The 22,526-nt window shown below is 54.9% G+C and carries 17 protein-coding genes; 10 read left to right on the top strand and 7 right to left on the bottom strand.

The genetic code is table 11. The features are described from left to right. Positions 1 to 349: 349 nt before the first annotated feature. Entirely contained in the window at positions 350 to 589 is a 240-nt protein-coding gene (locus Fuma_RS02370) for a hypothetical protein (RefSeq protein WP_077022719.1), read from the bottom strand. Between the two features lie 284 nt (positions 590 to 873). Between Fuma_RS02370 and Fuma_RS02365 the strand changes: the two genes are divergently transcribed. Further along, positions 874 to 1,869, top strand: coding sequence for an NAD(P)H-dependent glycerol-3-phosphate dehydrogenase (locus Fuma_RS02365; RefSeq protein ID WP_077022718.1), 996 nt, complete (start codon positions 874 to 876; stop codon positions 1,867 to 1,869). A gap of 231 nt (positions 1,870 to 2,100) precedes the next feature. After that, on the top strand, positions 2,101 to 3,945 hold the full coding sequence (locus tag Fuma_RS02360) for a C45 family autoproteolytic acyltransferase/hydrolase (protein WP_077022717.1): 1,845 nt from the start codon (positions 2,101 to 2,103) through the stop codon (positions 3,943 to 3,945). A 122-nt stretch (positions 3,946 to 4,067) separates the two neighbouring features. Here Fuma_RS02360 and Fuma_RS02355 read toward each other — a convergent pair whose 3' ends face one another. Next, complete coding sequence (locus Fuma_RS02355) at positions 4,068 to 4,487, bottom strand: hypothetical protein (protein ID WP_077022716.1); 420 nt, start codon at positions 4,485 to 4,487, stop codon at positions 4,068 to 4,070. A 282-nt stretch (positions 4,488 to 4,769) separates the two neighbouring features. Here Fuma_RS02355 and Fuma_RS02345 point away from each other — a divergent pair, with 282 nt between their 5' ends. From Fuma_RS02345 to Fuma_RS02335, 3 genes are all read left to right on the top strand, one after another. Further along, complete coding sequence (locus Fuma_RS02345; protein ID WP_077022714.1) at positions 4,770 to 6,083, top strand: dipeptidase; 1,314 nt, start codon at positions 4,770 to 4,772, stop codon at positions 6,081 to 6,083. A gap of 35 nt (positions 6,084 to 6,118) precedes the next feature. Further along, on the top strand, positions 6,119 to 6,391 hold the full coding sequence (locus Fuma_RS02340; RefSeq protein WP_077022713.1) for a hypothetical protein: 273 nt from the start codon (positions 6,119 to 6,121) through the stop codon (positions 6,389 to 6,391). 187 nt (positions 6,392 to 6,578) lie between these two features. Further along, the gene (locus tag Fuma_RS02335) at positions 6,579 to 7,982 is read left to right on the top strand and encodes a glycoside hydrolase family protein (RefSeq protein WP_083731743.1); all 1,404 of its coding nucleotides are present in this window, start codon (positions 6,579 to 6,581) and stop codon (positions 7,980 to 7,982) included. A 13-nt stretch (positions 7,983 to 7,995) separates the two neighbouring features. Here Fuma_RS02335 and Fuma_RS02330 read toward each other — a convergent pair whose 3' ends face one another. Next, entirely contained in the window at positions 7,996 to 8,664 is a 669-nt protein-coding gene (locus Fuma_RS02330; protein ID WP_077022712.1) for an HPP family protein, read from the bottom strand. 324 nt (positions 8,665 to 8,988) lie between these two features. Here Fuma_RS02330 and Fuma_RS02325 point away from each other — a divergent pair, with 324 nt between their 5' ends. Together Fuma_RS02325 and Fuma_RS02320 are read left to right on the top strand one after the other, a co-directional pair. Beyond that, positions 8,989 to 10,512: a hypothetical protein gene (locus tag Fuma_RS02325; RefSeq protein ID WP_218922374.1), complete on the top strand. Its 1,524-nt coding sequence runs from the start codon at positions 8,989 to 8,991 to the stop codon at positions 10,510 to 10,512. Between the two features lie 83 nt (positions 10,513 to 10,595). Then, complete coding sequence (locus Fuma_RS02320) at positions 10,596 to 11,483, top strand: alpha/beta hydrolase (protein WP_077022711.1); 888 nt, start codon at positions 10,596 to 10,598, stop codon at positions 11,481 to 11,483. 82 nt (positions 11,484 to 11,565) lie between these two features. On the opposite strand, the gene Fuma_RS02315 is transcribed toward Fuma_RS02320, so the two are convergent. Together Fuma_RS02315 and Fuma_RS02310 are read right to left on the bottom strand one after the other, a co-directional pair. Then, a complete protein-coding gene (locus Fuma_RS02315; protein ID WP_077022710.1) occupies positions 11,566 to 12,600 on the bottom strand; it encodes a hypothetical protein in 1,035 nt (344 codons plus the stop codon). A 10-nt stretch (positions 12,601 to 12,610) separates the two neighbouring features. Continuing rightward, on the bottom strand, positions 12,611 to 14,200 hold the full coding sequence (locus tag Fuma_RS02310; protein ID WP_077022709.1) for a hypothetical protein: 1,590 nt from the start codon (positions 14,198 to 14,200) through the stop codon (positions 12,611 to 12,613). Positions 14,201 to 14,350: 150 nt separating this feature from the next. Between Fuma_RS02310 and Fuma_RS02305 the strand changes: the two genes are divergently transcribed. From Fuma_RS02305 to Fuma_RS02295, 3 genes are all read left to right on the top strand, one after another. After that, positions 14,351 to 17,287, top strand: coding sequence for an FG-GAP-like repeat-containing protein (locus Fuma_RS02305; protein ID WP_077022708.1), 2,937 nt, complete (start codon positions 14,351 to 14,353; stop codon positions 17,285 to 17,287). A 361-nt stretch (positions 17,288 to 17,648) separates the two neighbouring features. Continuing rightward, positions 17,649 to 18,728 carry a DUF1559 domain-containing protein gene (locus Fuma_RS02300; RefSeq protein WP_077022707.1) on the top strand — a complete coding sequence of 360 codons (1,080 nt, stop codon included), beginning with the start codon at positions 17,649 to 17,651 and terminating at the stop codon, positions 18,726 to 18,728. A gap of 325 nt (positions 18,729 to 19,053) precedes the next feature. Next, the gene (locus Fuma_RS02295; RefSeq protein WP_145943922.1) at positions 19,054 to 19,443 is read left to right on the top strand and encodes a hypothetical protein; all 390 of its coding nucleotides are present in this window, start codon (positions 19,054 to 19,056) and stop codon (positions 19,441 to 19,443) included. A gap of 64 nt (positions 19,444 to 19,507) precedes the next feature. Here the strand turns inward: Fuma_RS02295 and Fuma_RS02290 are convergent, their stop codons facing one another. Together Fuma_RS02290 and Fuma_RS02285 are read right to left on the bottom strand one after the other, a co-directional pair. Further along, complete coding sequence (locus Fuma_RS02290; RefSeq protein WP_077022705.1) at positions 19,508 to 20,827, bottom strand: ammonium transporter; 1,320 nt, start codon at positions 20,825 to 20,827, stop codon at positions 19,508 to 19,510. Further along, on the bottom strand, positions 20,824 to 22,452 hold the full coding sequence (locus tag Fuma_RS02285) for a CRTAC1 family protein (RefSeq protein ID WP_158520829.1): 1,629 nt from the start codon (positions 22,450 to 22,452) through the stop codon (positions 20,824 to 20,826). Before Fuma_RS02285 ends, Fuma_RS02290 begins: the two co-directional genes overlap by 4 nt. Positions 22,453 to 22,526: the final 74 nt, after the last annotated feature.

Below are 22,526 nucleotides of genomic sequence, written 5' to 3'. Positions count from 1 at the left end.
CTCACTTTAGCAGTCTTCCACAAAAACTAACGACGGAGCAAAATAATCCGGTTGAATGATGCTGATAACAAAAGGAAACATGAGCGGTCACGGAAGAAAACCGACTGTGCCGATTATGCCGGACTAGAGTAGTTGCCATATTATTGTGGACGGTTCGCGCTCGCAGGAAACGGCCTTCATCGTCCGAACCACTTGCTCCGCCGCCACAAGTCAGCGAGATTCGCTTTAGAAGCCACGTCCGCCGCGCTGAGTAGACGTCGCCAGGCCTCTGAATTCGACGTCCACCTGCATTCAAGACAGCCAGCGAATGTGCAGGCTGGTCAAATGCAGCGTTGTTGACCGACTGCAGTTACCGGTGATAGCCAAGCGACGCCATCACGTCGTAAAGTTCTTCAAACGTGATGAAGCGGCGTCGATTGCTGATCTTGTAATGATCGACCGCATCAGCAAATTCAGCGACTTCCGGACGCAGAGACCGATTGCCATCTCGAAACTGACGGCGTTCGCCTGATGGTGCGCTACCACTTGAAGCAGATCGACGTTCAACGAAATCCGGGCTTCCCACGGGTGCTGTAAGTTGTTGTTCCATCGAATCTACTTTCTGATGGGTGTGCTCCGAGTCGGCGGAGCGATTGAAAATGTTGTTCTGTCCTGGATCGCGCGATCCTTAGTGGGAGTCTGGGACGGTTTTTCCGAACAGGCAAAATTCTTTGACACACCCACCCCTATTCGCAGCCTGTTCTGTACGGATAAAACCGAATAAAGTAGTGAGGCTCATCGTTCGGCGACGGGCAGTAGGGTATCCGTCCACGTGCAATTCACATTTCAACACCCACCGATCAACAATTTACGGCGCTGAGGAATCCAGTAACGATGGCGAACTCAATTTGTCTTCTCGGCGGGGGTGCGATGGGAACGGCCTGCGCCAACGTGCTGGCCGTCGAACCGACGCACGATGTTCGTCTTTGGGTGCGAAACCCTGCCTACGCACATGAAATTGCGGAGTCTCGTGAAAACAAACGCCTGCTGCCTGGCGTGCGTCTGGCAGATTCCATACTCGTCACCGCTGATGCCGAGGCCGCGTTGAAGAACGCAAATATGGTGGTCGTGTGTGTCCCGACGCGAGGGATACGTGACGTCATCACCACGCTCAAAAGCCACATTCCGTCGGAAGCGTTGCTTGTCAGCGCTGTGAAGGGCATTGAAAACGAAACACTGATCCGCCCCAGCCAAATGATTCAACAGCTGCTCGGCGATCGTCCCGTTGTTGCGTTCGGCGGACCGTGTCACGCTGAAGAAGTGGCCTGCGGTCGGCCTGCAACCGTGGTTGCTGCGTCGGACAGCCTGCCGCACGCAGAAATCGTTCAGCAGGCATTTTCCAACAACAACCTGCGAGTCTATTCAAATAACGACTTGTTAGGTGTCGAGCTCGCGGGTGCTTTGAAAAATGTGATCGCCATCGCCGCCGGAATCAGCGATGGACTGCAGTTCGGCGACAATGCAAAGGCCGCATTGATTACGCGAGGACTCGCGGAAATGGTTCGCTTCGGCGAAGCGATGGGAGCCGTCCCGGATACGTTCTACGGCCTCGCCGGCATCGGAGACCTCATCGCCACCTGCGGCAGCCAACACAGCCGCAATCGTCGGGTTGGCGAATTACTCGGCCAGGGACAGTCACTGCGAGAAATTCAAGACGCGATGCACGCTGTGGCGGAAGGTGTCTTTACCGCTCGCAGCATTCAAAGCATTTCACAAGAACGACAACTCGACATGCCGATCGCTCAGGAGGTCTTCAACGTACTGTTCGAAAACAAGTCGCCACGCACCGCCACCATAGAACTCATGCAACGGCCTCTTAAACCTGAATAAGTCGGGGTGGCCCGACGGCCGATGGCGTGGGGAGTTGCAAGACGTGGTTGGGTGAGAGCGCCGGCACCGCTTCCGTTGGGCGCTAGTCTGATTTCAGACATCGAGTAGTAAGGCAGCTGGCGGTTGAGCGGCGAGACTTTGACTGAGTGAATGTTCGAACTTCATTTGCGCCGCCGCATTGCTTACTATGGATCCTCTCGCGTTTCCTTTCCTGCCCTGTGAGATGCTTTCATGATACGTTTCTTACTTCCCTCCCTGCTGTTCGTCTTTGTTGGACTCCACCCAGTCCTGTCGATCGCCGAAGACGTCGCAACTTCTTCTGTGTCTCTGCAGGAAGGATTGAAGCCTTATCTGGAAATGCTAGCGGGACGGCAGGCCGAGTTTCAGTTATCCGGCGACCTCCAGATTCAGATCGACAACAAGCCGCAGCCGATCCAGTTGCAACTGGTCCGCTTCAACGACGAAGCGTTCGACCTGAAACTGTCGCACAAAGACTATGCGGTCGAAATCCGTCGCCGCGTAGATTCGACAGCATTAATTCTGCCTTTGCACAAGGTGGCTTATGTCGGCAAAGGCGATGTCTCGCAGGAGGTCCGATTAAGTCCTGACGGTGTAAGCAATCGATTGATCAGCGCGGCGTCCGACGCGAAGCAGATGGCGACAATAGTGTCGCTGATTCAGCCGGATTATATGGATCCACTGATGCAGATGCTTAAGAAGCCGCTGAAGCTCGAATTGGATCCGGCATCTTCAAAGTGGACGCTTACCAGGCATAGTCCGGTACGGTTTCCTGCAGCGGGCCACATGTTCATCAATGCTGACTTTGGCAGTGTGGAACTCAAGCTGTCGAGCGACATTCCTGCCATGAAGGATGACCTTCAGGGCATGAAGATTGTCGAAATCCCGCGCGAAGAACTGGAACGCACGTTGGCTCGCGGCGTACATCGCGCGACCGAAGTGCTGGCTCCGGCGGCGATCCTGAAAAACCCACGACAGCAGCCGCGTAAGGTCGCTCATGGCGAACTCCGCTGGATCGAAGGTCAGCGCGTCGCCATTCTGGATGGGACGCCGGACCAGATTGGGACGGCTCACGGGCAGCTTCTTCGGGACGAATCAATTCGGTGCATCGAATCGGTGCTGTATTCGTTTGGGACGGCTCACGTGATCCGCACGGGGCAGTGGTTCCGTCACGATATTGAAGCCGCTTACGCGCGGCTGACTCCTTACATCCCCGAGCGTCATAAACAAGAAACAGCAGCGCTTGCAACGGCGTTGGATCTGCCAAACGAAACGTTGCAGATTCTGAATGTATTCCCCGAAATGTTTCACTGTTCCGGGTTCGCGGTATTCGACAGCGCCACAAAAGATGGCAAGTTGTTTCACGGTCGAGTTCTGGACTACATGACAACGATCGGTCTTCAGGATGCAGCGACGACGTTTATCGTCAAGCCTCAGGACCATCACGCATTTGCCAACGTCGGTTACGCCGCGTTCATTGGCAGCGTGAGCGGCATGAATGATCAGGCGATATCGCTGGGAGAGATGGGAGGCCGTGGCGAAGGCAACTGGGACGGCGTGCCCATGGCGACGCTGATGCGGCGTGCGTTGGAAGAATGTTCCACGCTGAAGGAAGTCATGGCGCTGTGGTCCGACAATCCTCGAACATGCGAATACTACTACGTCTTCGCCGATGGTAAGACCAACGAAGCGGTCGGAGTTGCCGCGTATCCGGAAAAGATTGAATTCATCAAACCGGGCGTGGGACACGAACGCCTGGGCAAAGGGATTCCGGACACCGTTGTGCTTTCGGCTGGAAGTCGACTCGAAAAACTGCGAGAACGAGTAACCGAAAAGCACGGCCAGATTGATGCGGACGTGGCCATGTGGATGATGAGTCGTCCGGTGGCAATGGAGTCGAATCTGCATAATGTGCTGTTCGTCCCCGCCGACGGAATTCTGTACGTCGCCAACGCCAGTCACACGAAGCCGGCGGCCGAAATGCCTTACGTAAAACTAAACCTTCGTGAGCTATTAAAGTCCGCGGGAAGCACGCCAAGGCAGGCAGCGGCTAGATAACGACGTGGCGGGAACGTTTGTCTGGAGTTGTTCCGTTCGCGGCCAATCGAGCTGGCAGAACTAACTGCTTTTTGTGTAAAAAAAGCGAGCCGGGTACCTACAGACCCGGCTCGCTGTTCAGGTCAACAGTCGTCTTGAGGCCAGACGACTTCGAACACCAGTGACGGCGTCTTGCTTCGAGAAATAGCCGCTGCCATTTCGCTGCGTAGAATGCTCTTGACGGTGTCCAGCTTCTGCACAATTTCAGCAGGAGTTGTCGTGTCCAAAATGTCTTCGTGCGGTTTCACGACGACCAACAGGCGTTTGCTGCTGGGAGCTGGCTGCACAGAGAACACTTCCAGACTTTGCAACACTTCGTCGGAAAATTCGCCCGACAAAACCAATGACAGAGTGTCAGCGACCTGTTTGCACAAGCGAAGCGCCTTGGAGTCTTTCGTGCGGTACTTCTTTCGAAAGAATTCACGCGGATCAACCGCGTCGTCTTCGTTTAACTGCCCGCACAACGCCAGCAATTTTTCGCGCTGGTGCTTACTAATCGGCATGTAAAGTTTCCAGAAAAGGAATCAAAAAGGAGAAGATCCTTCGAAACAAACTCGTTGCGATCGTTTCGAATGGGCGACACGCGAGAAAGGAATGAAACACGCATAGCAACAGCTCATTGGGATTCCAGGCAACATACATACCATGCCCAATGACACGAGAATGCGGGCATTGGTTCGCCCCAATGGTTTGCGGAGCGCTGTGTGGCAGAAAGACTCGGAACATCATAGGATCAGGCCCCTACGACCAGACGATCATTCCCCACCAACGCTCAGAGCAAAACTATGGACCGACGTACCTTTTTGCAGGCCACGGCGGCGACCGCTGCCATCGCAACGACATCGAGCAGTTCTGCCGACGAACCAAATCCCGTCGCCGATCTGACCGAACGGCTGAACCCGACGATTCAACATGCTCGCGAAGTCGCGTTGAGTATTCTGAAGCCGTCCCCGGCGGACCTGCAACATGGACTTGAGCTACACGCCGACTCGGTGGTATTCGATTCTTACGGCTTCTCACCACGCTCTGCCATCGACGGCGACGCGATGAAAGCCTTGGTGGAAGAAGGTGGATCGAACGCGGAGATCAAAGACCTTCGCGAAGAAATGTCGATGACTCGATGTGCAATCGATCCCGTCGAACAGGCCGAATATCATGCCGCATGGAAAGCGTCCGGCGTGACGTGTGTTTTCCAAAACGCTGGTGAAGAAGGCCAGGATCCTGGACGATTGCTCAAACGCCTCGCGCGATTTACGTTTGTCACTGACGCCATGAAAGACTTCATCACAAAGGCCGTCGTGCCAGAGGACGTGCTGGACGCGAAACGCAACGGACGACATTGTTTGTATCTCACGGGCAACGGAGTTCCGCTGGCTCAGGAATGGAACACCGTGCCGGAAGAACTCAGCTATGTGCGAATTTTCTACCAGCTTGGCATTCGCATGATGCATCTGACGTACCAGCGTCGCAACATGATCGGCGATGGGTGCGGGGAAACGTCGAACGCAGGGTTGAGCGACTTTGGGCGAGCGGCCGTCGCGGAAATGAATCGTATCGGCGTGATCCCGGATTGTGCTCATTCCGGCTGGCAAACCAGTCTGGAAGCAGCGAAGGTGTCGAGCAAACCCGTAGTCGCCAGCCACACTGTTGCGGGGGCGATCTATCCGCATATCCGCAGCAAACCGGACGATGTGTTGAAGGCGATCGTCGATTCCGGCGGCTTTGCGGGCATCTGCTGTATCCCGAGGTATCTGCGTGGCGCAGGTAATATCGGAGTTCTGCTGGACCACATCGATTACGTTGCAAAAACGTTCGGCGTTGACCACGTCGCAATCGGAACCGACGTGGCCTACACGTCGCAAAACTTTGCGGCGGAGTCGAAAAAGGTTCCGTCAACAGGGAAGAAGCGAGCTGACTTTCGGTCGCTGTGGCCGAAAGACGACTACGTCACAACGCAGGACGCTCGCAACAGCGTGGCATGGACCAACTGGCCGTTGTTCACCGTCGGGCTGGTTCAGCGAGGCTATACGGACGACGACATTCGCAAGATCATCGGCGGCAACGTGCTGCGAGTGGCTAAAGAATCTGTGCAAAACTAAACAACACACACAACGAGCCGGAGAGAGGGAAGCAGATGGCTGATGAGGATTTAGCACCGGGTGTCGTGGCAGACATGACCGAAGCTCTGGAGCGAGGTCGGAAGCTCCAGGCGATTAGGATCTATCGCGATTCCACTGGCAAAGGCTTAATGGAAGCGAAGGAGTTCGTCGATCAGCTGATTCCTTCACTAGTTGAAAAGGACCCCGAACGCTTTGCCGGTTTGGATCGCAAGGGCGCGGGCTGCAGTACCGCTGTGTTACTCTTCGCGACGGCCGTATGTTCGCTGCTGATCTTCCTGCGAGGCTGACTGAATACGCTGGCTAAAGACGTAGCAGGTCGGGCAAGCAGCGGCGTTAGATTGGAAGGTGCTGATCGGTAGCTGAAGTAGCGATCAGCATGCGTCGAGCAATTACAGTAAGTTGCTTTACGTATGCAATTCAATTGACCATGCTCTGTATTCCCCGAAGTTCGTTCCCGCCATGAGAGGTCTCACGATGTGTACTCTGCCTGCCAACAGTGTTCCAATCCGTACACTTGCCACGGTCTGCGTGTTATTAGTTTCCAACGCCGGATCATCGGCGGCCGATCCCATCGCGCTGGAGTCGCGACGTGAACTATTCGTCGACGAATTCCTGATTGATTCGATGTCCGACGGAGTGTCGTTACAGGTGCAGAGACCGGAACCTCAGGAAGTTGTCCTGGTGACCGGCGAATCCTGGGAAGGAAACACGTGTGCGTACTATTCGATCTTTCAAGATGACGATATCTATCGCATGTACTATCGCGGGTCTCACACAAAGAACATGAAGGGGACCCACGACGAAGTCACCTGCTATGCAGAAAGTAACGACGGCATTCATTGGACGAAGCCGAAACTCGGCCTCTACGAATGGGAAGGCTCGAAGGAGAACAATATCGTCTGGAACGGCATTGGCACTCACTGCTTCACGCCGTTTAAAGACCATAATCCCGACGCATCGGCTGATGCAAAATACAAAGCCATTTCGCGAGGCCGACCGCAGGCTAAGAAAGGCCTGTACGCGTTCAAGTCGCCAGATGGGATCCACTGGTCGTTGATCAGCGAGGAACCAGTGATCACCGAAGGCTATTTCGATTCTCAGAATCTGGCATTTTGGGATCCGGTCACCGGCAAATATGTCGACTATCACCGCACATTCGTAGACGGAGTGCGGACGATCATGATGTGTGCGTCGGACGATTTCGTTACATGGACAAAGCCCGTGCTACTCTCGTACCCGGGGGCTCCAGATCAGCATTTGTACACAAACACCATTCGCCCGTATTCGCACGCACCTCACATTCGGATTGGGTTTCCGACTCGATATATCCCCAAGACACAGCAGGTCGAACCCGTGTTTATGTCCAGTCGGGACGGGGTGAATTTCCACCGCTTCGAAAAGGCGATCATTCCGCAGTCAGCGCCCAAAGATCGTGACGGCAACCGCAGCAACTACATGACCTACGGCCTGCTGGAACTGCCGGGGCGACCGGATGAGTTGTCGGTTTACGCCACCGAAGCCTACTACGCCGGCCCGGACAGCCGAGTACGTCGTTTCACGTATCGCAAGGATGGATTTGCTGCTCTGCAGGGAAGCGGCGAAGTGCTCACGAAACCAATCACATTCGACGGCATGACGCTTCGCGTCAACTACCGCTGCAAAGACGGTGGTTCGCTGGCGGTGGAAGTGTGTGATGCGGCAGGTAAAGCGGTCGAAGGGTTCTCACGAACAGACTGTACAAGCCTGAAAGGCGACGCCACGAATCAGGTTGTGTCGTGGAAATTTGGCAGCGGAGTCGCGGGACTGGCGGGTGAGTCGATTCGGCTGCGTTTCGTGATGAAGGACGCCGAACTGTACGCCATGCAATTCGGCCAGTGAGCGTCGCGAGACGTCACTCAAGCGAATCAGCAGCTGAAGTGTTCGCGTGCTGTGGTGACTTGCTGTCTTCTGTGATGGTCACCAGCATCTCCTGACCGTAGTAGTCTCGCCGAAATTCACGGGGAAACTTGCGAAACGTCAGATCCTCAAGATAGATGTAGGCCAGTACCTTCACGACAGTCAGTAGTCCGACAATTGCCAGCAATAGCAGTCCCAATACCTGGGGCGGCCGGTCATAAATGATAAACGCCAGCGAGCTACCGATGGCGGCCGGGTGCATTGCGTCTATCAGCCGCATCAAAGTGATCGGCAATGCGACTGCCAGAAAGCACTGAACCGGCATTCCCACCCATTGGTGTTTGTGTAGCGGATACACCAATACGCATACAATGGACGCGATGATGTAGGCCGAAACGATTGTGCGCAGGCTGTTCGCTTTCGCCAACGGAGCAAACACGACGCTCGCGGCGGACGATCCCAAACACGCAAACAACAACAGATCGCCTTCTTCCGGCGACGTCATCAGCCAGGCGACCAATGCAACGGCCGATCCGGCAATGACTCCGTTAACGACCGCCGCCTGCCAACTGTTGGCTCGTTCCATACGAAAGAATTTTTGCTCCAGATCCTTCGCCAGTCGTGTGACCGGCGCGGCCATGATGTGTCGTTCGTTCGTCTTCATCTTTGTCAGTCAATCGTGATCGGGGTGAGGACAGATGGATAGGTTAGCGGACCCTCGCGTTCTGGCCCACTGCAGTCTCGCGACCGAAGTTACGCACCTGATCTGTTTGTTGGCTACGTAAAGAAAGCAGCATGAGGCCAGACCAGAAGAAACGTTCCCATGCCTGCCAGCGCAGGGATCTGTGGCGAGCTGGAATCCGTCGTCGCAAAGAATGAAAATTCGAATCAAGCAGCCACGAATGATACGGCCAACTGCAAAGTGTGTATTGCATTCGCTATGCTGGCAGGCCACATATTCCCGCCACGCCCTCCCCGGAGCCAACTTATGTATCCCTCCAGCCTGCGAGTCGTCCTTCTTGTTGTTTGCGGCCTTGGTCCTCTGAATGCTGCCGCCCGTGCGGAACCACTGCCAGCCGAGCCTTTGCTGGCTGGTGTGGCTAGAGTTGATGTCACGGATGAATCGGCGGGCCCGGCGAATGACCGAATGTATGTGCGAGCTCTCGTATTACGGCAAGGAGAAACGACTGCAGCAATCGTCACTGTAGACGCCGTCGCAATCGGTGAAATCGGCCCGATCAAAAACGACTATCTTCCAAACGTGCGAGCGGCTGTCGAAAAAGAACTAGGCATTCACCCCGCCAACATCATGGCGAACGCCAGCCACTGTCACGGCATCGTTGTTCCTGATGTTGATCAACGTACCGTGGCAGCCATCAAGACGGCGCTTCAGAATATCGTTCCCGTTCATGTCGGAGTCGGTCATGGGCACGAAGACCGGATTCAGGAAAACCGTCGGTTGAAACTCAAGAACGGTCGTGAGATTGATGTGCGGCATGCGTATTCAATGCCGCCCGATGAAGAAGTCGCGTCGGTTGGCCCCATCGATCCGGAGATCGGTGTGTTGCGGCTTAACCGTGAGGATGGTCGCACGTTGGCCGTGCTGTACAACTTCGCCTGCCATCCGATTCAGGGCGCCGCTGGCGGCGGTAATACGGCAGACATCACAGGATTTTCGTCGACGGTAATTGAAGACAATCTTGACGAAGGCACGGTCGCGTTGTTCGTACAGGGCTGCGGTGGCGACATCAACCCGGCGTTCTACAAGGAAGTCAACATGCCTCGCGATGCAGAACCGCTGGGCAACATGCTGGGACTTAGCACGCTGAAAGCTGTTCGCAAAATCCAATGCAAACCGAGCACGCAACTGGTGATGCACAACGAAACCATCGAACTTCCGCGTGCGGACCTGGCGGAACGTATTAACCTGATGGAAAACGAAAAAGAACGGCTGCTGAGGACGCTTCGTGGGACCACACTAAACCTGAAAACGTTTCTGCCGCTGATCGTGAAGTACAACCTGGCTGAAGATTTTCCGTCATATTATTCCCACAGCTACCTCAACGAAAAAACGCTCGGCCGTTCAGACCTGACCAAACTGGACGCAAACAATCGAGCGGCGATGGAGCAATACCTGCGCAATATTTACACCATGGAACAGTTAACGCGCCTGCAAACCAATCTGCGGCTTCTGGAAAAGCACCAGGCTCACTACGTTGCTGCCGGAAAACGAACAGTGGACGTCGAATTGGTTGGCCTGCGGATTGGCGACTTCCGCATGGTGACATCACCTGGAGAGTTGGTCGTGCAGATTGGCTTGAATATCAAGAAGGCGTCGCCTCACGAACACACCTTCGTGGCGGGCTACACCAACGGATATATCTACTACGCGCCAACGGCCGAGCAGCTCAACAATCGCGGCGGAGCTCAGGAAGACAGCGACTGCCTGCTCGCTCCTGAATGGCAGCAAATCTTTGAAGATGCAGCGATGAAAATGCTCAAGCGACTGTGATGTCCTTGCTTTCATCACCACCGACCGTTCGGTAAAACTCAGAATCCAACGCCATTCAACACGTCACACCGGAAGTGCTCACCATGTTGCGAATCACTCTACCTTTCCTGCTGATGTTCTCTCACGCCTTCGCTGCCGAACCGTCCGAAGTGATCACGCTGTGGCCGGGAACTCCGCCCGGGCCAGCTCGCGAAGTCGGTGAAGAAAAAGACACTTCACGGCCCGATGCTCACAAGGTCGCCGGACGGTCAGTCATTCGTCTTGGCAACGTTTCCTCACCGGAAGCACACGTGTTTCTGCCGCCGGAAGATAAGCGAACCGGCGCGGCAGTGGTTGTGTGTCCGGGCGGCGGTTATCGCATTTTGGCATGGGACCTGGAAGGACTGGAAGTCGCCGATTGGTTGAATTCGATTGGTGTCACTGCCGTCGTGCTAAAATACAGAGTCCCCACCGGCGACGTTGATCCGAAGTGGCTACAACCGGTTCAGGACGCTCAACGAACACTTAGCATCGTGCGTAGCCGAGCGGCCGAGTGGAAGCTGGATGCGGACAAGATCGGCATTCTCGGATTCTCAGCCGGCGGGCACACAGCGGCAATGACGGCACTCGCAACCAAACGTCATTACAAAGTGGTGGACGACGCAGACGAACAATCGTGCGAACCAAGCGCCGCAATGTTGATCTACCCGGCGTATCTGTCAAATAAGCAGAACACAGAATTAGTCGAAGGGATCGACGTCACAAAAAATTCGCCGAATATGTTCATCGTGCATGCCTTCGATGACGGGATTCCAGTTCAGGGCAGCCTGCTGTTGGCAATGGCGTTGAAGGAAAACAGCGTGCCATCAGAGTTGCACGTTTACGACACCGGCGGCCACGGTTACGGTCTGCGTCCCGTGGCAGATCGTCCCGTCACATCATGGCCGAAACGTTGTCACGCATGGCTGAAGCGAAACGGCTGGACGAAGTAATGCGAATCTCGCTGACTTGTGACCGCGGAGCCGTAGAATTGATCGGCGAGCGCACGTGATCTGGACAGTCGGTCCTGGATGGTCACGCACCGCCGCCGTCCGCATCCAACGCTCGCAGCTTTGCTTCAAACTCTTCCGCCGTCGCAAGGTATTCCGTCGAAACATCGCTGACGTGCCAAATGTCCTCCGGCTTGGCGTACATCGCTGTTTCCGGCACACCTTCGCTCACAGATTGAGCGAATAGGAAATTCGTGGTCCGGATCGCCGTGACTGAATCTGTCCGAATCAGTATTTCGCGTTCGGGAATGACACCGGGCGACTTTGCCAGTTTTAACAGGCTTTGAGTCCCAGCGGCGGTTGGAATTGTGGTTTCGGTCGCGATCGCCTTGGACGACAGAAAGTCCTGTACCGTGTGCCCGATGTCGTGACTCCCCGTGCAACACTGAATGCGACGGTGCGACAGCGTCTGATACTGCAACCACATGGGAGTTCGCACACATCCTTCCCACAGGATTGACTCGAACGGCAATTCTTCGGCCGGCGAATGACCTTGCAGACTGGTGATCATGATCAGGTCATCAGACCCCGCCGCCAGAGTTTTCATCACGCTGACTGCATCAGCCAGCAGATGATGATTGTCCTCAGTGACGGCAACATCAACATGTAACCATGCGAACTCAGCGTCCTGCAACACGCTCAGAATTTCACCAGCGTTTGCTAGCGCTGCGTCCGTCGAATCAGCTTGCATTTTCGTGAGATTCAACCAACTGGGCGCATCGAAGCCGCTGTCGTTGCCTTTTTCCCGCGGCACCACGAAACACGTCGCACAAGCGTCGGCGAAACCGGAGCGCGTTGTACCAGGCACAGAAGCAGGCGTCTGCAAACCGTCACCGCCGGTCGCTCCCGCCGAAACGCCGCCAGCATTCGCAGCTTGTGCCATCGCAAGCTGCAGCGATTTGACAACACCAGACGGTCCCTGGTGCTGCAGGTAATGGTTGTCAAACACGACACTGTCAGCCGTGAGTTCATCAACGACCGCGGTGAGCGGCGACGCGTCCGCCGCTGGAGACAAGTCTGGCAGTTGAGCGAATGTAAGCAGGCAAACGCGACCGGTCATACGTGTCACCCTATTCGCCCAGCATCGTGCGAAGCCGAATGAGTTCCGGCGTGAAGGTCGACGCAATGTGATTGATCTCGTCCCGTTCGTCGGTGTCGCAATTCTTCAGTTCCGGGCGGATCTTCTGCCACGCGACGATTATTGCATCACATGTGCTACGAAGCTGATCGGGATTACGCCCCCTGATGATCGCTTGTTCCAGTGAATGGCACTGTTCGATGACGGCTTCTGTCTGATTGACCAAGCGGCGATCATGATTTCCGGGGTGCGTGTGCCAGCGTCGGATCGCGGAAGCCAGTGCCGCAGCTTTTGTCTCCAGCAGCGATGCGGACTGCACCAGCGCGTTTTGATCGAATTCGACATTCACGCCCATCATCTGCCGCAGCGAAGCCATAGACTCATTAATAGAACGCAGCGACGCCTGAGTCCCCGCGTCACCAATCTGCGAGACGTAGTAGCGAAACATCTTCCACGCTTCATCAGCATACACCCAGGCTTCCGCGATGGCCTGCGGTGATTCGTTGCGATGCACGAGGTCATCCAGGTTCTGGATATTTCCGTGCATTACATCGGCAGCATTCGGCAAAGCACCACCGTCCGGAATGCTCATCAACTGTTCCAGCGTGATCGACTTGTACAGGTCGCCCAGTTCATGGTCAATTTCATGAACGAGGTGCAACACCAGGTCCTGGTCGATTCCCATGTCCAGTCGTAACAAACCATGAATGGTACGGTGCGAATCACGAATTCGTCGCAGTGACCGAGTGACCGTGCGAGCCGTGATACTATCAAGAGAAGTATCAATCGATTGCCACGACGCATACAGCCTTTGGTATTCAGTAACGGCTCGCGAATAAGGCACGCCGCGCGCGACGGTCTGAGCGAAGAAGTCGGCTTCCTGGCTGATGCGCCCCAGATTTCGCAGCACACTATGACGGATTCCGGAAGCCCCCGAATCCCGCACGTCGTCGGCCAAAGTACGTAGATAAGTTGAAAGTGTGTAGGCTTCCCGCGTCAGCTGACTGTCGTCAAATTGTTCCTGCAGGCCCAGAATCGAACAATATTGCGAATCGAGTTTCGCCATCCGCTTCATGGTGGCCCTGGTCTGCGGCGTCAGCGAACGGCACTGCTCAAGCTGGTGCGACAACATCGTCCATTCAGCGTTCAGGTTTCGATAGCCGTCCACCAGTGAGCGGTGATGATTTTGTTGAGCGGCTCGCTGACTGAGCGCAGTGGCGGTGGCCTGAAGATTAACCGCATCCGGCAGCCGACGCCGCACTTCGAAATCACGCCGCGCGGCGGTGTTCATCAGGGCAACCAGAGTCGCGCTTTCCTGAGCGAAGCTGGCCGTAATCGGCCGCAACTGCTGCGACTGATTAGTAAGTTGCTCGGGCCGTGGAGCTCGTTCCTGACTCGGGTTGCGCAGAGATCCGCTTTGAGGATTGCTTTTCCGCCGCGATTTTTCCAACTGCGATTCAATCAACGCCCGCAGCAATCCCTTCGCCACATCTTCGCCATTTTGAGCCAACGCGACCGCAGTGATTGTCGAACCATTCAGCACAGCCACACACAACAATGGGCAGATAACTTTTGCAAACATGTCGTCGACTCCCAACTAACGGCGAATTCGTCTCCACATCAGTGTAAAGTATTTCGCTCATCAAGCCACCGGACCACCGCAAATCAGCCGTTTGACTCTGCAGACAGAAGCGTCTTCTGTTTCAAGACATCGAAGAACCAAAAATAAATCATGTCCAAAGTTCTTCCGACCATTTCCCGCTGGTGGATTCTTCTGGCGATGACCGCTGGCGTGGTGTTCATCGTGACAGCTCTGCAACAACGCCCCGTCACTATTGACGACGCAAATGCTGCTGTGCATCGAGCACGACGGATGGCTGAAGCAGGAGACATTCAGTCTGCCACCGAGATAGTACAGAACGTGCTCGAATCAGACTCCAACCACGACGAAGCGCTGTTGCTTCTGGGACAACTGCAGTGGAATCAAAAACAGCCATCAGCATTCGAACTCTGGCAGCGAATTCCCGATTCTGCAGTCGTCGCAGCGAAAGCTCGCTACTTTGAAGGCTCGGCCTATTTGGATCAACGCAATGCTGTTGCTGCCGAATCTCATCTTCGCCGAGCGGTCGAATTGCAGCCGCAGTTTTTGGCACCATTGGAAATGCTCACTGAGCTATTTGCAGTCCAGCGTCGAGCTTCCGACTTGCGATGGGCAATTACTCATATTGAACAATGTAGACCGCTCTCACCGCGGGAACTGGCGATGGACGTTCTTGCTGGTGGTGCACTCCATCCTCCGGAACCAGCGATTGCATACCTGGACGAATTTCTGCGAGTCAATAGCGATGACACATTTAGCCTGGCGGGAAAAGCCTGGTTCCTGCGCGATCAAGGTCAGTACGAAGATGCATTCGACTTGTTACGTGACTGCGAAATGAACTCCGCCTGCACAACTGCAAGGTTGACACTCGCGCGGGATCTCGGAAATACAGGCCTAGCCGCACGCATCACCTTAGATGTGAACCCAGAGGACGATTTTGACGTCGAGACCCTACATGCGTTGGGCGCCGTTTTTTGCGATACGAACCAGTACAAGCCAGCAGTAAATTTTCTGGCTGCAGCCATCAAACAAGGTTGCCTGCACCCAAGCGCCTACCAAAAACTGGCTCTGTCTCTCCAGAAAGATGGCAGCAATGCAGCGGCAGGACTGGCGGCGTCAGCCGCTGCAGCGGCTGACGAACTGGAACGCGATGCCTACCTCGTATTGCGAGGACATCCGAGCCCTCAATTGATGGCAGAAAAAATGCGACAAGTCGCCAGTCATCTCGCGAAGCTTGGCCAAACACATCAGGCAAAACAGTGGCAACGTGCAGCGAGTGTGTATTTTGTCAGCCCTACTGCTAGCGAAGATGCGGCTGGTGCAAAATCGGATGCCTTGTTCGAATGTCTTTCGTCTTCACCGAGTCGGCCGACAATTACCGACTCAGTCAGAGAAGTGCTGGCAGAATTTGCGGCCGATGCAAAGCCACGCTCTTCAGACTCAAACACACCGGTGTCAGCACCGTTACCAATTCGATTCGCGGATCAAACCCTGACGGCTGGACTTGAGTTTCAATACGAGAACGGGGGCACAGGAAAGAAATTGATTATCGAATCTATTGGTGGGGGCGTGGGAGTCATCGACTTTGACGCCGACGGCTGGCCTGATTTGTTTTTTCCTCAAGGAGGATCACTGCCAGGAAACGATGGCTTATCTCCGTCCGATCGTGGCGACAAGCTATTCCGGAATCGTGGCGATGGGACGTTTCAGGACGTGACCGAAGAAGCTGGAATCGACGACAATTCCTACGGGTTGGGCTGTACCGTAAGCGATTTCGACAATGATGGCGATGCAGATATCTTCGTGGCGAACGCCGGAACGAATCTGTTGTGGATCAATAACGGGGACGCTACTTTTACAGGAACATGGCTGCCGGAATCCTCGACTGAACTATCGGCGAGCATTGGCGTCGCGGATTTCAACGGAGACGGCAATGGCGACCTGTTTGTTGTCAACTATGTTCGTGACTGGCATCGGCTGTGTCAGAATGGTCAGGGTAATTTCAGCACCTGCATGCCGATTGAGTTACCGGCAGCCCCGGATCAGATTCTGGTGAATAGTGGCACTGGAAGTTTTGTGATTGACGAACGCAGCATTCAATCTCCTGCCGTCGCTCACCGCGGACTGGGCCTGGTGACTCAGGATTTTGACGGGGACGGCCGGTGTGATGTCTACGTTGCCAACGACGGCACTGCCAATCAGCTGTTTCTGAATTCTGCAGATAGCGACGACGATCATTATTTCCAGCTGGCGGATATGGCCATGCCGCTCGGGTGCGCGGTCAGCGAAGCAGGCCGAACCGAAGCAGGAATGGGGATTGCTGTAGGCGATTTTGACAACAATGACCTTGCCGACATCTTCGTAACAAATTTTTACCAAGAGGCCAATCGGCTGTACCTCATGTCTGAATCAGGCACCTATGTCGACAGCAGTACGCCGTGGAAAATCACGGCATCGAGTTTGAGTTGGCTAGGCTTTGGAGTGCAAACAGCGGACTGGAATCTGGATGGGGTTGCGGACTTGTTCGTCACCAATGGTGACATCGATGACTACTCGCATACAAACCGCCCGTGGAAAATGCCGTCTCAGGTCTTTGCCGGGGCTGCGGGTTCACATTTCGTAGATGTTTCAGAGTCGGCGGGAGACTGTTTCCAGCAGCGGTCGCTGGGACGTGGCGTCGCGACAATCGATTACAATCGTGACGGCTTGATGGATATTGTCGTGGTGCACCAGGATCGCCCAGCCACGCTTCTAAAAAATGAATCGCAGGCTCAGCCGTACTTCAGCCTAAAACTGGCGGGAGTCATCTCCACACGCGATGCTGTCGCCACCCAGGCTACGCTGCAGCAGAAAAACCGACAACAAACACAGTGGCGTCAAGGATCGCACGGTTTCATGTCCAGCAACGACACACAACTGATCTTTGCAATTCCGGCGACTGGCCCCCCAGTAAAACTGGAAGTGAAATGGCCAACGGGAGACGTATTTGAGGTCGACGTCCTAAACATCGGGGAGGCGTCTGAATACCTGCTCAACGAAGGCAGAAGTTTGCTGCGTAGGCTTCCCTAAGGGGCGTACAATCGATTCAATCGGCAATCGATTGAGCATGCGAAAATCTGCCAAGGCAACGAGTCACACTCCCCCAAGACTGGCATAATAAATCCACCAAGCAGAAAGCAACAAGTACCACATTGGCACCAAAACCGACATCCCCCACTGGTTAGCTATTTGTGCTACGACATTTGTTTCACTCGGGAAATTGGGGAGAACCCGTCGGTTGACACCGATATTTGTTCAACGTTACTTTTATTAAGCGTGGATTCGGCGGCAGTCAAGAACGTCGGCTAACATTCATCGGCGTCTGCACAGCTGCAACGCCTGTTCCGGCAATTTCGCATGTGTCTTTTTTCTGTTCCTGGAGGTTGTAATTATGAAAAGTGCGTTGAAGTTAACTCGACGTCCGGCGTTTACGCTGATCGAGTTGCTGGTTGTTATTGCAATCATCGCGATCCTGATTGCGCTGTTGCTCCCCGCCGTTCAACAGGCTCGTGAAGCGGCCCGCAGAACTCAGTGTAAAAACAACCTGAAACAGTTGGGGCTCGCGCTGCACAACTATCACGATGTGCACAGCCGATTCCCGCCGACTCAGATCATGGTCCACTACGCAGGTGCCGGTAACACGAACCCGCAGCCGCGCAATCACACATGGATTGCGATGATTCTGCCGTATCTCGAGCAACAGTCACTGTACGATTCGATCAACTTTTCAGCACCCATGTTCGACCCAGCGACCAGCTCATTTCAGACACTGCCAAATGGCAACCCGATCGTGTCTCAGACAATTCCCGCGTTGCAATGCCCATCTGATCCTGGCTTTGGAGGCGGAACGGGAATTTCCCACGACATCGCCCATACCAATTACGCTGGCAACATGGGTTGGGACTGGCACTACCGTGGTCCGCACTGGGCGTCTGGACCGTTCCAGAATGGTACCCCCGGAACTCGGATCGCAGAATTCAAGGACGGCACTTCCAACACAATTATGGTTGGGGAAGTTTCGACATCAGGCTTCATGCCACGTCCCGGTGCTCCCAGCCATCAAGCAAACGGCGGTGTTCGACGTAACAACTTGCCGCGGAATAGCGTCTTTCGATGTGCACTGATCGACACCGGAAGCAATGGTGACGTAATGGACTCGGCAGCTCTACGAGGAATCGGCCAGGTGCAGACACGTGCCTGGGTCCGCCCCGATGGCCAGACTGCAAGCTACTGGTGGAAAGCGTCGCCGTACGCTCACCCTCCGACCTACCTTGCATGTTTCGGCATTAACAACAACTGGCCGGGAGCAAGCGCCGTCCACACCGGTGGAGGTCAATTCCTGCTGGGTGATGGTGCGGTGCGGTTTATCAGCGAGAATATTCAGGGAGCACAGCAACCGTCTCTGTGGTTTGCCTTGCACACTTTCAACGGCGGAACAGAAGCAGGCCAGCCAATTCCAGGCGACTTCTGATTCTACGTCAGTGAAGTGTTCATAGTTCCCTCATCAGCAACCGGTGTGCAGTACGCACACCGGTTGCGTGCGTACAATCAGCCACCGTCTGCGGTTGCTTTCGCGTCACCTGTTCCTGTTGAATCATCTGCTTTGATGTGGCGAACGGGAAAATCCCGAGCGGTGTCGTTCGACGCTTAGGCAAGGTTTTGGGCATTGTACGGACGCAAACTGGTTATTTAACTTTCAGACTGGAGTGCCTTTCGTGTTGTATTATCGGACTGTGTTAATTGCTTCGACTTTGCTAGCGACTTCCGTCATCGGTTGTGGTGGCGGAGATGATGGCATGAAGGAAAAGACGGTGACATTAACCGGAACAGTTCTGGTTGACGGTCAGCCTCGCGGCAATGCGTCCATTAGCTTCGTCCCTAAAGCCGCCGATGGAGGAGCCAGGACCGCTTATGCGAAAACGGAGTCGGATGGATCATTTTCCGCGACAACATATGTCACGGGCGATGGAATTATTCCAGGCAGCTACACGATTAGCCTTGGGAGCGAGGCTGATGGAGCATCGACAGATCCTTCAGCGATGATGGCCGCAGCACAAGGCGCTGCAATCAATTCGAGTGAGATCACAGTTCCGCCAGAAGGACTTACCGACGTTGAGATTAAACTCACCAGCAGCGGTAGTGGAAGCCAGAAGAAGGAGCCCGGCAGAGCACTTCTGGGACAGTAGCGAGAATCGACGCGCGGCGGAATTGCTCAAGCCAGGAACTCTCTCCGCCGCGTGGTGTCGTATGTCATTGTCGGGAAAGGCGTTGTCCGATGAAGCGGGTAACATATGATCCCGCGAAAGCCGACGCAGCAACGACGCCGACCATTAGTACCTGAGCAGGCAACTGAGACATGTTCCCCTCCGCAAGCCCGAAAATGGTCGCCCCGTTCCAGTGGCGAACTCCGTAATTCTCATGGCCAAAGATCCCGGTGGCGAGCAACCCAACCGCCGCCGGTGATGCCATGCAGGCAAGGCAAATGATTGCACCTCTGTGCTGCGGCAACCTGGCCGCAAGCGCTGAAATGCCGAAACCAAGTGAGGCACCGGCCAACGCAACAATCAAGCCGGAGACTGGGACGATCACGCCAGAAGCCCCGCAGGCCACACTAAGCCCTGCGATGGCACCATGTATGCCGGTGTTATTTGAAATCCCCGATTGAGTGAGCCTGGACAAACCGCACCATACTGCACACGCGGTCGCGACGGACGATACACCGTTAAACAACGCGACTGCCTGCACGCCTGGCACTGGCAGGCTGAACGTGGTATTCAGTAACGTCGCCCCCGCCAGTAGCAAAGTGATTGCTGCCGCACGAATGCATTGGTCGCCACTGGCAGGCGGTGAATTCGTCACTGATGGATAAGCTGGAGTTTCTGCTTTCAATGTCGCGGCAAGCGAACAGCCGACGATCAGGAAGAACATCCCGCCCCCGAAATCGAAAGCGCCTTGCATACTCAGCCAGCCATCACCCCATAGCCAGTGCACCAGCGGTGCATAAACGACCGCTCCCCAGGCAAGTGCAGCAGTTCCAGATCTAAGCCACGACCACCGCGTGAGAAACGCGACCGCCATCGCGCCAGTCGCTGCCAGGTAAATGGCGAGTTGGTATACCTGAAACAGTGCGTGCGGGATTTGGTGAAACGGGCGCCGGGAGGAAAACATTGGCTGGTCTGAGTTTCCCTGCGGGGACAACGTTCGAAAGAAAGCGAAATCCAGATTCCCGATGAACCCGCCACGGCCCATTAAATGCCGTCGGTCCACGGTGTTTACATTCTGTTCGATCATTTCGCTCATCCCCATTGGCGCGCCTGCCACCGCTTTCGGTTCATTGGGATCAAACGTGGACGCAAATGCCAGACTATACACCAGCAGAAACCAAGAGAGACTCGACACGGAAAAAAAGCACAACCAGCACCCGACACTGTGTTTTCTTCGGGGTGTGCCGGTAAGTCCACCTATGACCAGAATCGTGCCGGGCACGAGCGTTACCAGCAGAAGCAACGTGACAAGTCCGTAGATCGCGACACCAGCCGCTCCAAATTCATTGCTCCAATTCAAAATCATGGAATGTCTTTCTGGTACGGACTGCCTTCTCCGCGACGGAGAGTTATGACGCGATTGGTCGAAAAACCGTGAAACACTTCTCGACTGGATTCCGGGGGACCGTCCGGCCAGACTACGGTTACTGAGTCGACGGAGTCAACGTCCCCCAGTCCGAAGTGCACCCGCTGATCGTGACTGCAAAGATAGCTGGTTTGGGGAACAAGTGCGGACGACCAGGAACGCCCTGCTGAATTGACCACTACTTCAGCGCCGATAGCATTGCGACCAGGGTTGCCTGTCAAAACTCTGATTATCAGCCAGTTTCCCACCCGCTTCAGATCATTTCGGTAAAGGCGTGATTGTCCGCCGCAGTTGGTGACAACCATATCCAAATCGCCGTCCTCATCAATGTCTCCCAAACCGAGCCCCCGCCCCGAAGCCAGCACGGAACAGAAATCACCGCCCTGCCGTGGAGAGTTTACGTAGGAACCATCGGCCTGTCCCATCAGCAACATGTTGTCGTCTGCGTACCATGACCAATAGCCTTCTGCATCGGTGATCACGTCGTCTCTGACCTGAAAGTGATCCTCACCATGAAACGGAAATCCGGAATGGCACGGTATCACCAATCCATGCACAAGGGGCATATCCAGTCGGCCGTTCAAATTTAGGTCTGCGAGTGCCATTCCCCAGCCGGTGTGCCGCCTGGATGCCGTATCAACCCCCGAATTCTCAGTCGCGTCCATGTACAGACCGCTTTGATTGCCTTCGTAGATCGTGGTCGTTTCACCAGAAAGGTGAGACACGGCCAGATCCGGATGCAGGTCTCCGTTGACATCGCCAAGTGCGACTCCCATACCACCTTCCGGCATCCCGTGCTTGTTGTAGGCAACGCCTCGAAGCGTCGCCTCCTCAGTGAATTTTCCGTCACCTCCGTTAACCCAAAGTCGATTTGCATCACCGTCATTCGCCACAAAAATGTCAGGCCAGTGATCCCCTGTAAGATCTGCGCAGATCACACCAAACCCAAAAGTTGTCACTGCACCTAGACCGGCGTCGTCCGTGACGTCTCGAAAGTTGACAGATTGGGTATTCGATGACAGTCCTTCATTGTGGTAGATGCGATCAACAGTGGGTGTAAATTTGTGAGGTCCGCAGTAGCTGACCATGCCATGCTGAAAACCACATGAGACAGAATGGTGATGTTCCGGATCAGCCGTGTAGTTCACAACGAAGATATCCAGCCAGCCATCGCGGTCGTAGTCAAACATCGCGGCGCAGGTGCCCCATTCCTGTTCGATAATGCCGCTCATCGTCGCGATATCCACGAAGGTTCCGTCACCATTGTTTTTAAACAGGCAATCCTGCCCATAGTTAGTCACGTAGATATCCGGACGGCCATCGTTATCGACGTCGCCAACCGCAACTCCTCCACCGTATCCAGTGTCGCCCAACCCGGATTTTGCAGTAACGTCTTCGAATGTAGCGGTTGCTGTTTGCCGAAACATTCGATTGCATGTTGGAAGGCTGACCGGCAGTGAGCGATGAACGCCGGGAGATGGCCCACTATTAATGAAATACAAATCCAGAAGGCTGTCGTTGTCGATGTCCAGCAGGGCTACGCCGGCTCCCGTTGATTCCGGCATAAAATACGTTCCAAGTGGGCCGACGCAATGCTGAAAATCAAGGCCTGCTTCTGCTGTGATATCTCGGAAGCAAT

It is taken from the genome of Fuerstiella marisgermanici, from assembly GCF_001983935.1.
Taxonomy (GTDB): domain Bacteria; phylum Planctomycetota; class Planctomycetia; order Planctomycetales; family Planctomycetaceae; genus Fuerstiella; species Fuerstiella marisgermanici.
This window is presented reverse-complemented; position numbering and strand designations above follow the sequence as displayed.

What these genes read in the sequence shown, in the direction of transcription:
- Fuma_RS02370 (WP_077022719.1), bottom strand. Translation starts at nt 589, where the DNA reads ATGGAACAACAACTTACAGCACCCGTGGGAAGCCCGGATTTCGTTGAA.
- Fuma_RS02365 (WP_077022718.1), top strand. Translation starts at nt 874, where the DNA reads ATGGCGAACTCAATTTGTCTTCTCGGCGGGGGTGCGATGGGAACGGCC.
- Fuma_RS02360 (WP_077022717.1), top strand. Translation starts at nt 2,101, where the DNA reads ATGATACGTTTCTTACTTCCCTCCCTGCTGTTCGTCTTTGTTGGACTC.
- Fuma_RS02355 (WP_077022716.1), bottom strand. Translation starts at nt 4,487, where the DNA reads ATGCCGATTAGTAAGCACCAGCGCGAAAAATTGCTGGCGTTGTGCGGG.
- Fuma_RS02345 (WP_077022714.1), top strand. Translation starts at nt 4,770, where the DNA reads ATGGACCGACGTACCTTTTTGCAGGCCACGGCGGCGACCGCTGCCATC.
- Fuma_RS02340 (WP_077022713.1), top strand. Translation starts at nt 6,119, where the DNA reads ATGGCTGATGAGGATTTAGCACCGGGTGTCGTGGCAGACATGACCGAA.
- Fuma_RS02335 (WP_083731743.1), top strand. Translation starts at nt 6,579, where the DNA reads ATGTGTACTCTGCCTGCCAACAGTGTTCCAATCCGTACACTTGCCACG.
- Fuma_RS02330 (WP_077022712.1), bottom strand. Translation starts at nt 8,664, where the DNA reads ATGAAGACGAACGAACGACACATCATGGCCGCGCCGGTCACACGACTG.
- Fuma_RS02325 (WP_218922374.1), top strand. Translation starts at nt 8,989, where the DNA reads ATGTATCCCTCCAGCCTGCGAGTCGTCCTTCTTGTTGTTTGCGGCCTT.
- Fuma_RS02320 (WP_077022711.1), top strand. Translation starts at nt 10,596, where the DNA reads ATGTTGCGAATCACTCTACCTTTCCTGCTGATGTTCTCTCACGCCTTC.
- Fuma_RS02315 (WP_077022710.1), bottom strand. Translation starts at nt 12,600, where the DNA reads ATGACCGGTCGCGTTTGCCTGCTTACATTCGCTCAACTGCCAGACTTG.
- Fuma_RS02310 (WP_077022709.1), bottom strand. Translation starts at nt 14,200, where the DNA reads ATGTTTGCAAAAGTTATCTGCCCATTGTTGTGTGTGGCTGTGCTGAAT.
- Fuma_RS02305 (WP_077022708.1), top strand. Translation starts at nt 14,351, where the DNA reads ATGTCCAAAGTTCTTCCGACCATTTCCCGCTGGTGGATTCTTCTGGCG.
- Fuma_RS02300 (WP_077022707.1), top strand. Translation starts at nt 17,649, where the DNA reads ATGAAAAGTGCGTTGAAGTTAACTCGACGTCCGGCGTTTACGCTGATC.
- Fuma_RS02295 (WP_145943922.1), top strand. Translation starts at nt 19,054, where the DNA reads ATGAAGGAAAAGACGGTGACATTAACCGGAACAGTTCTGGTTGACGGT.
- Fuma_RS02290 (WP_077022705.1), bottom strand. Translation starts at nt 20,827, where the DNA reads ATGATTTTGAATTGGAGCAATGAATTTGGAGCGGCTGGTGTCGCGATC.
- Fuma_RS02285 (WP_158520829.1), bottom strand. Translation starts at nt 22,452, where the DNA reads ATGCCGGAATCAACGGGAGCCGGCGTAGCCCTGCTGGACATCGACAAC.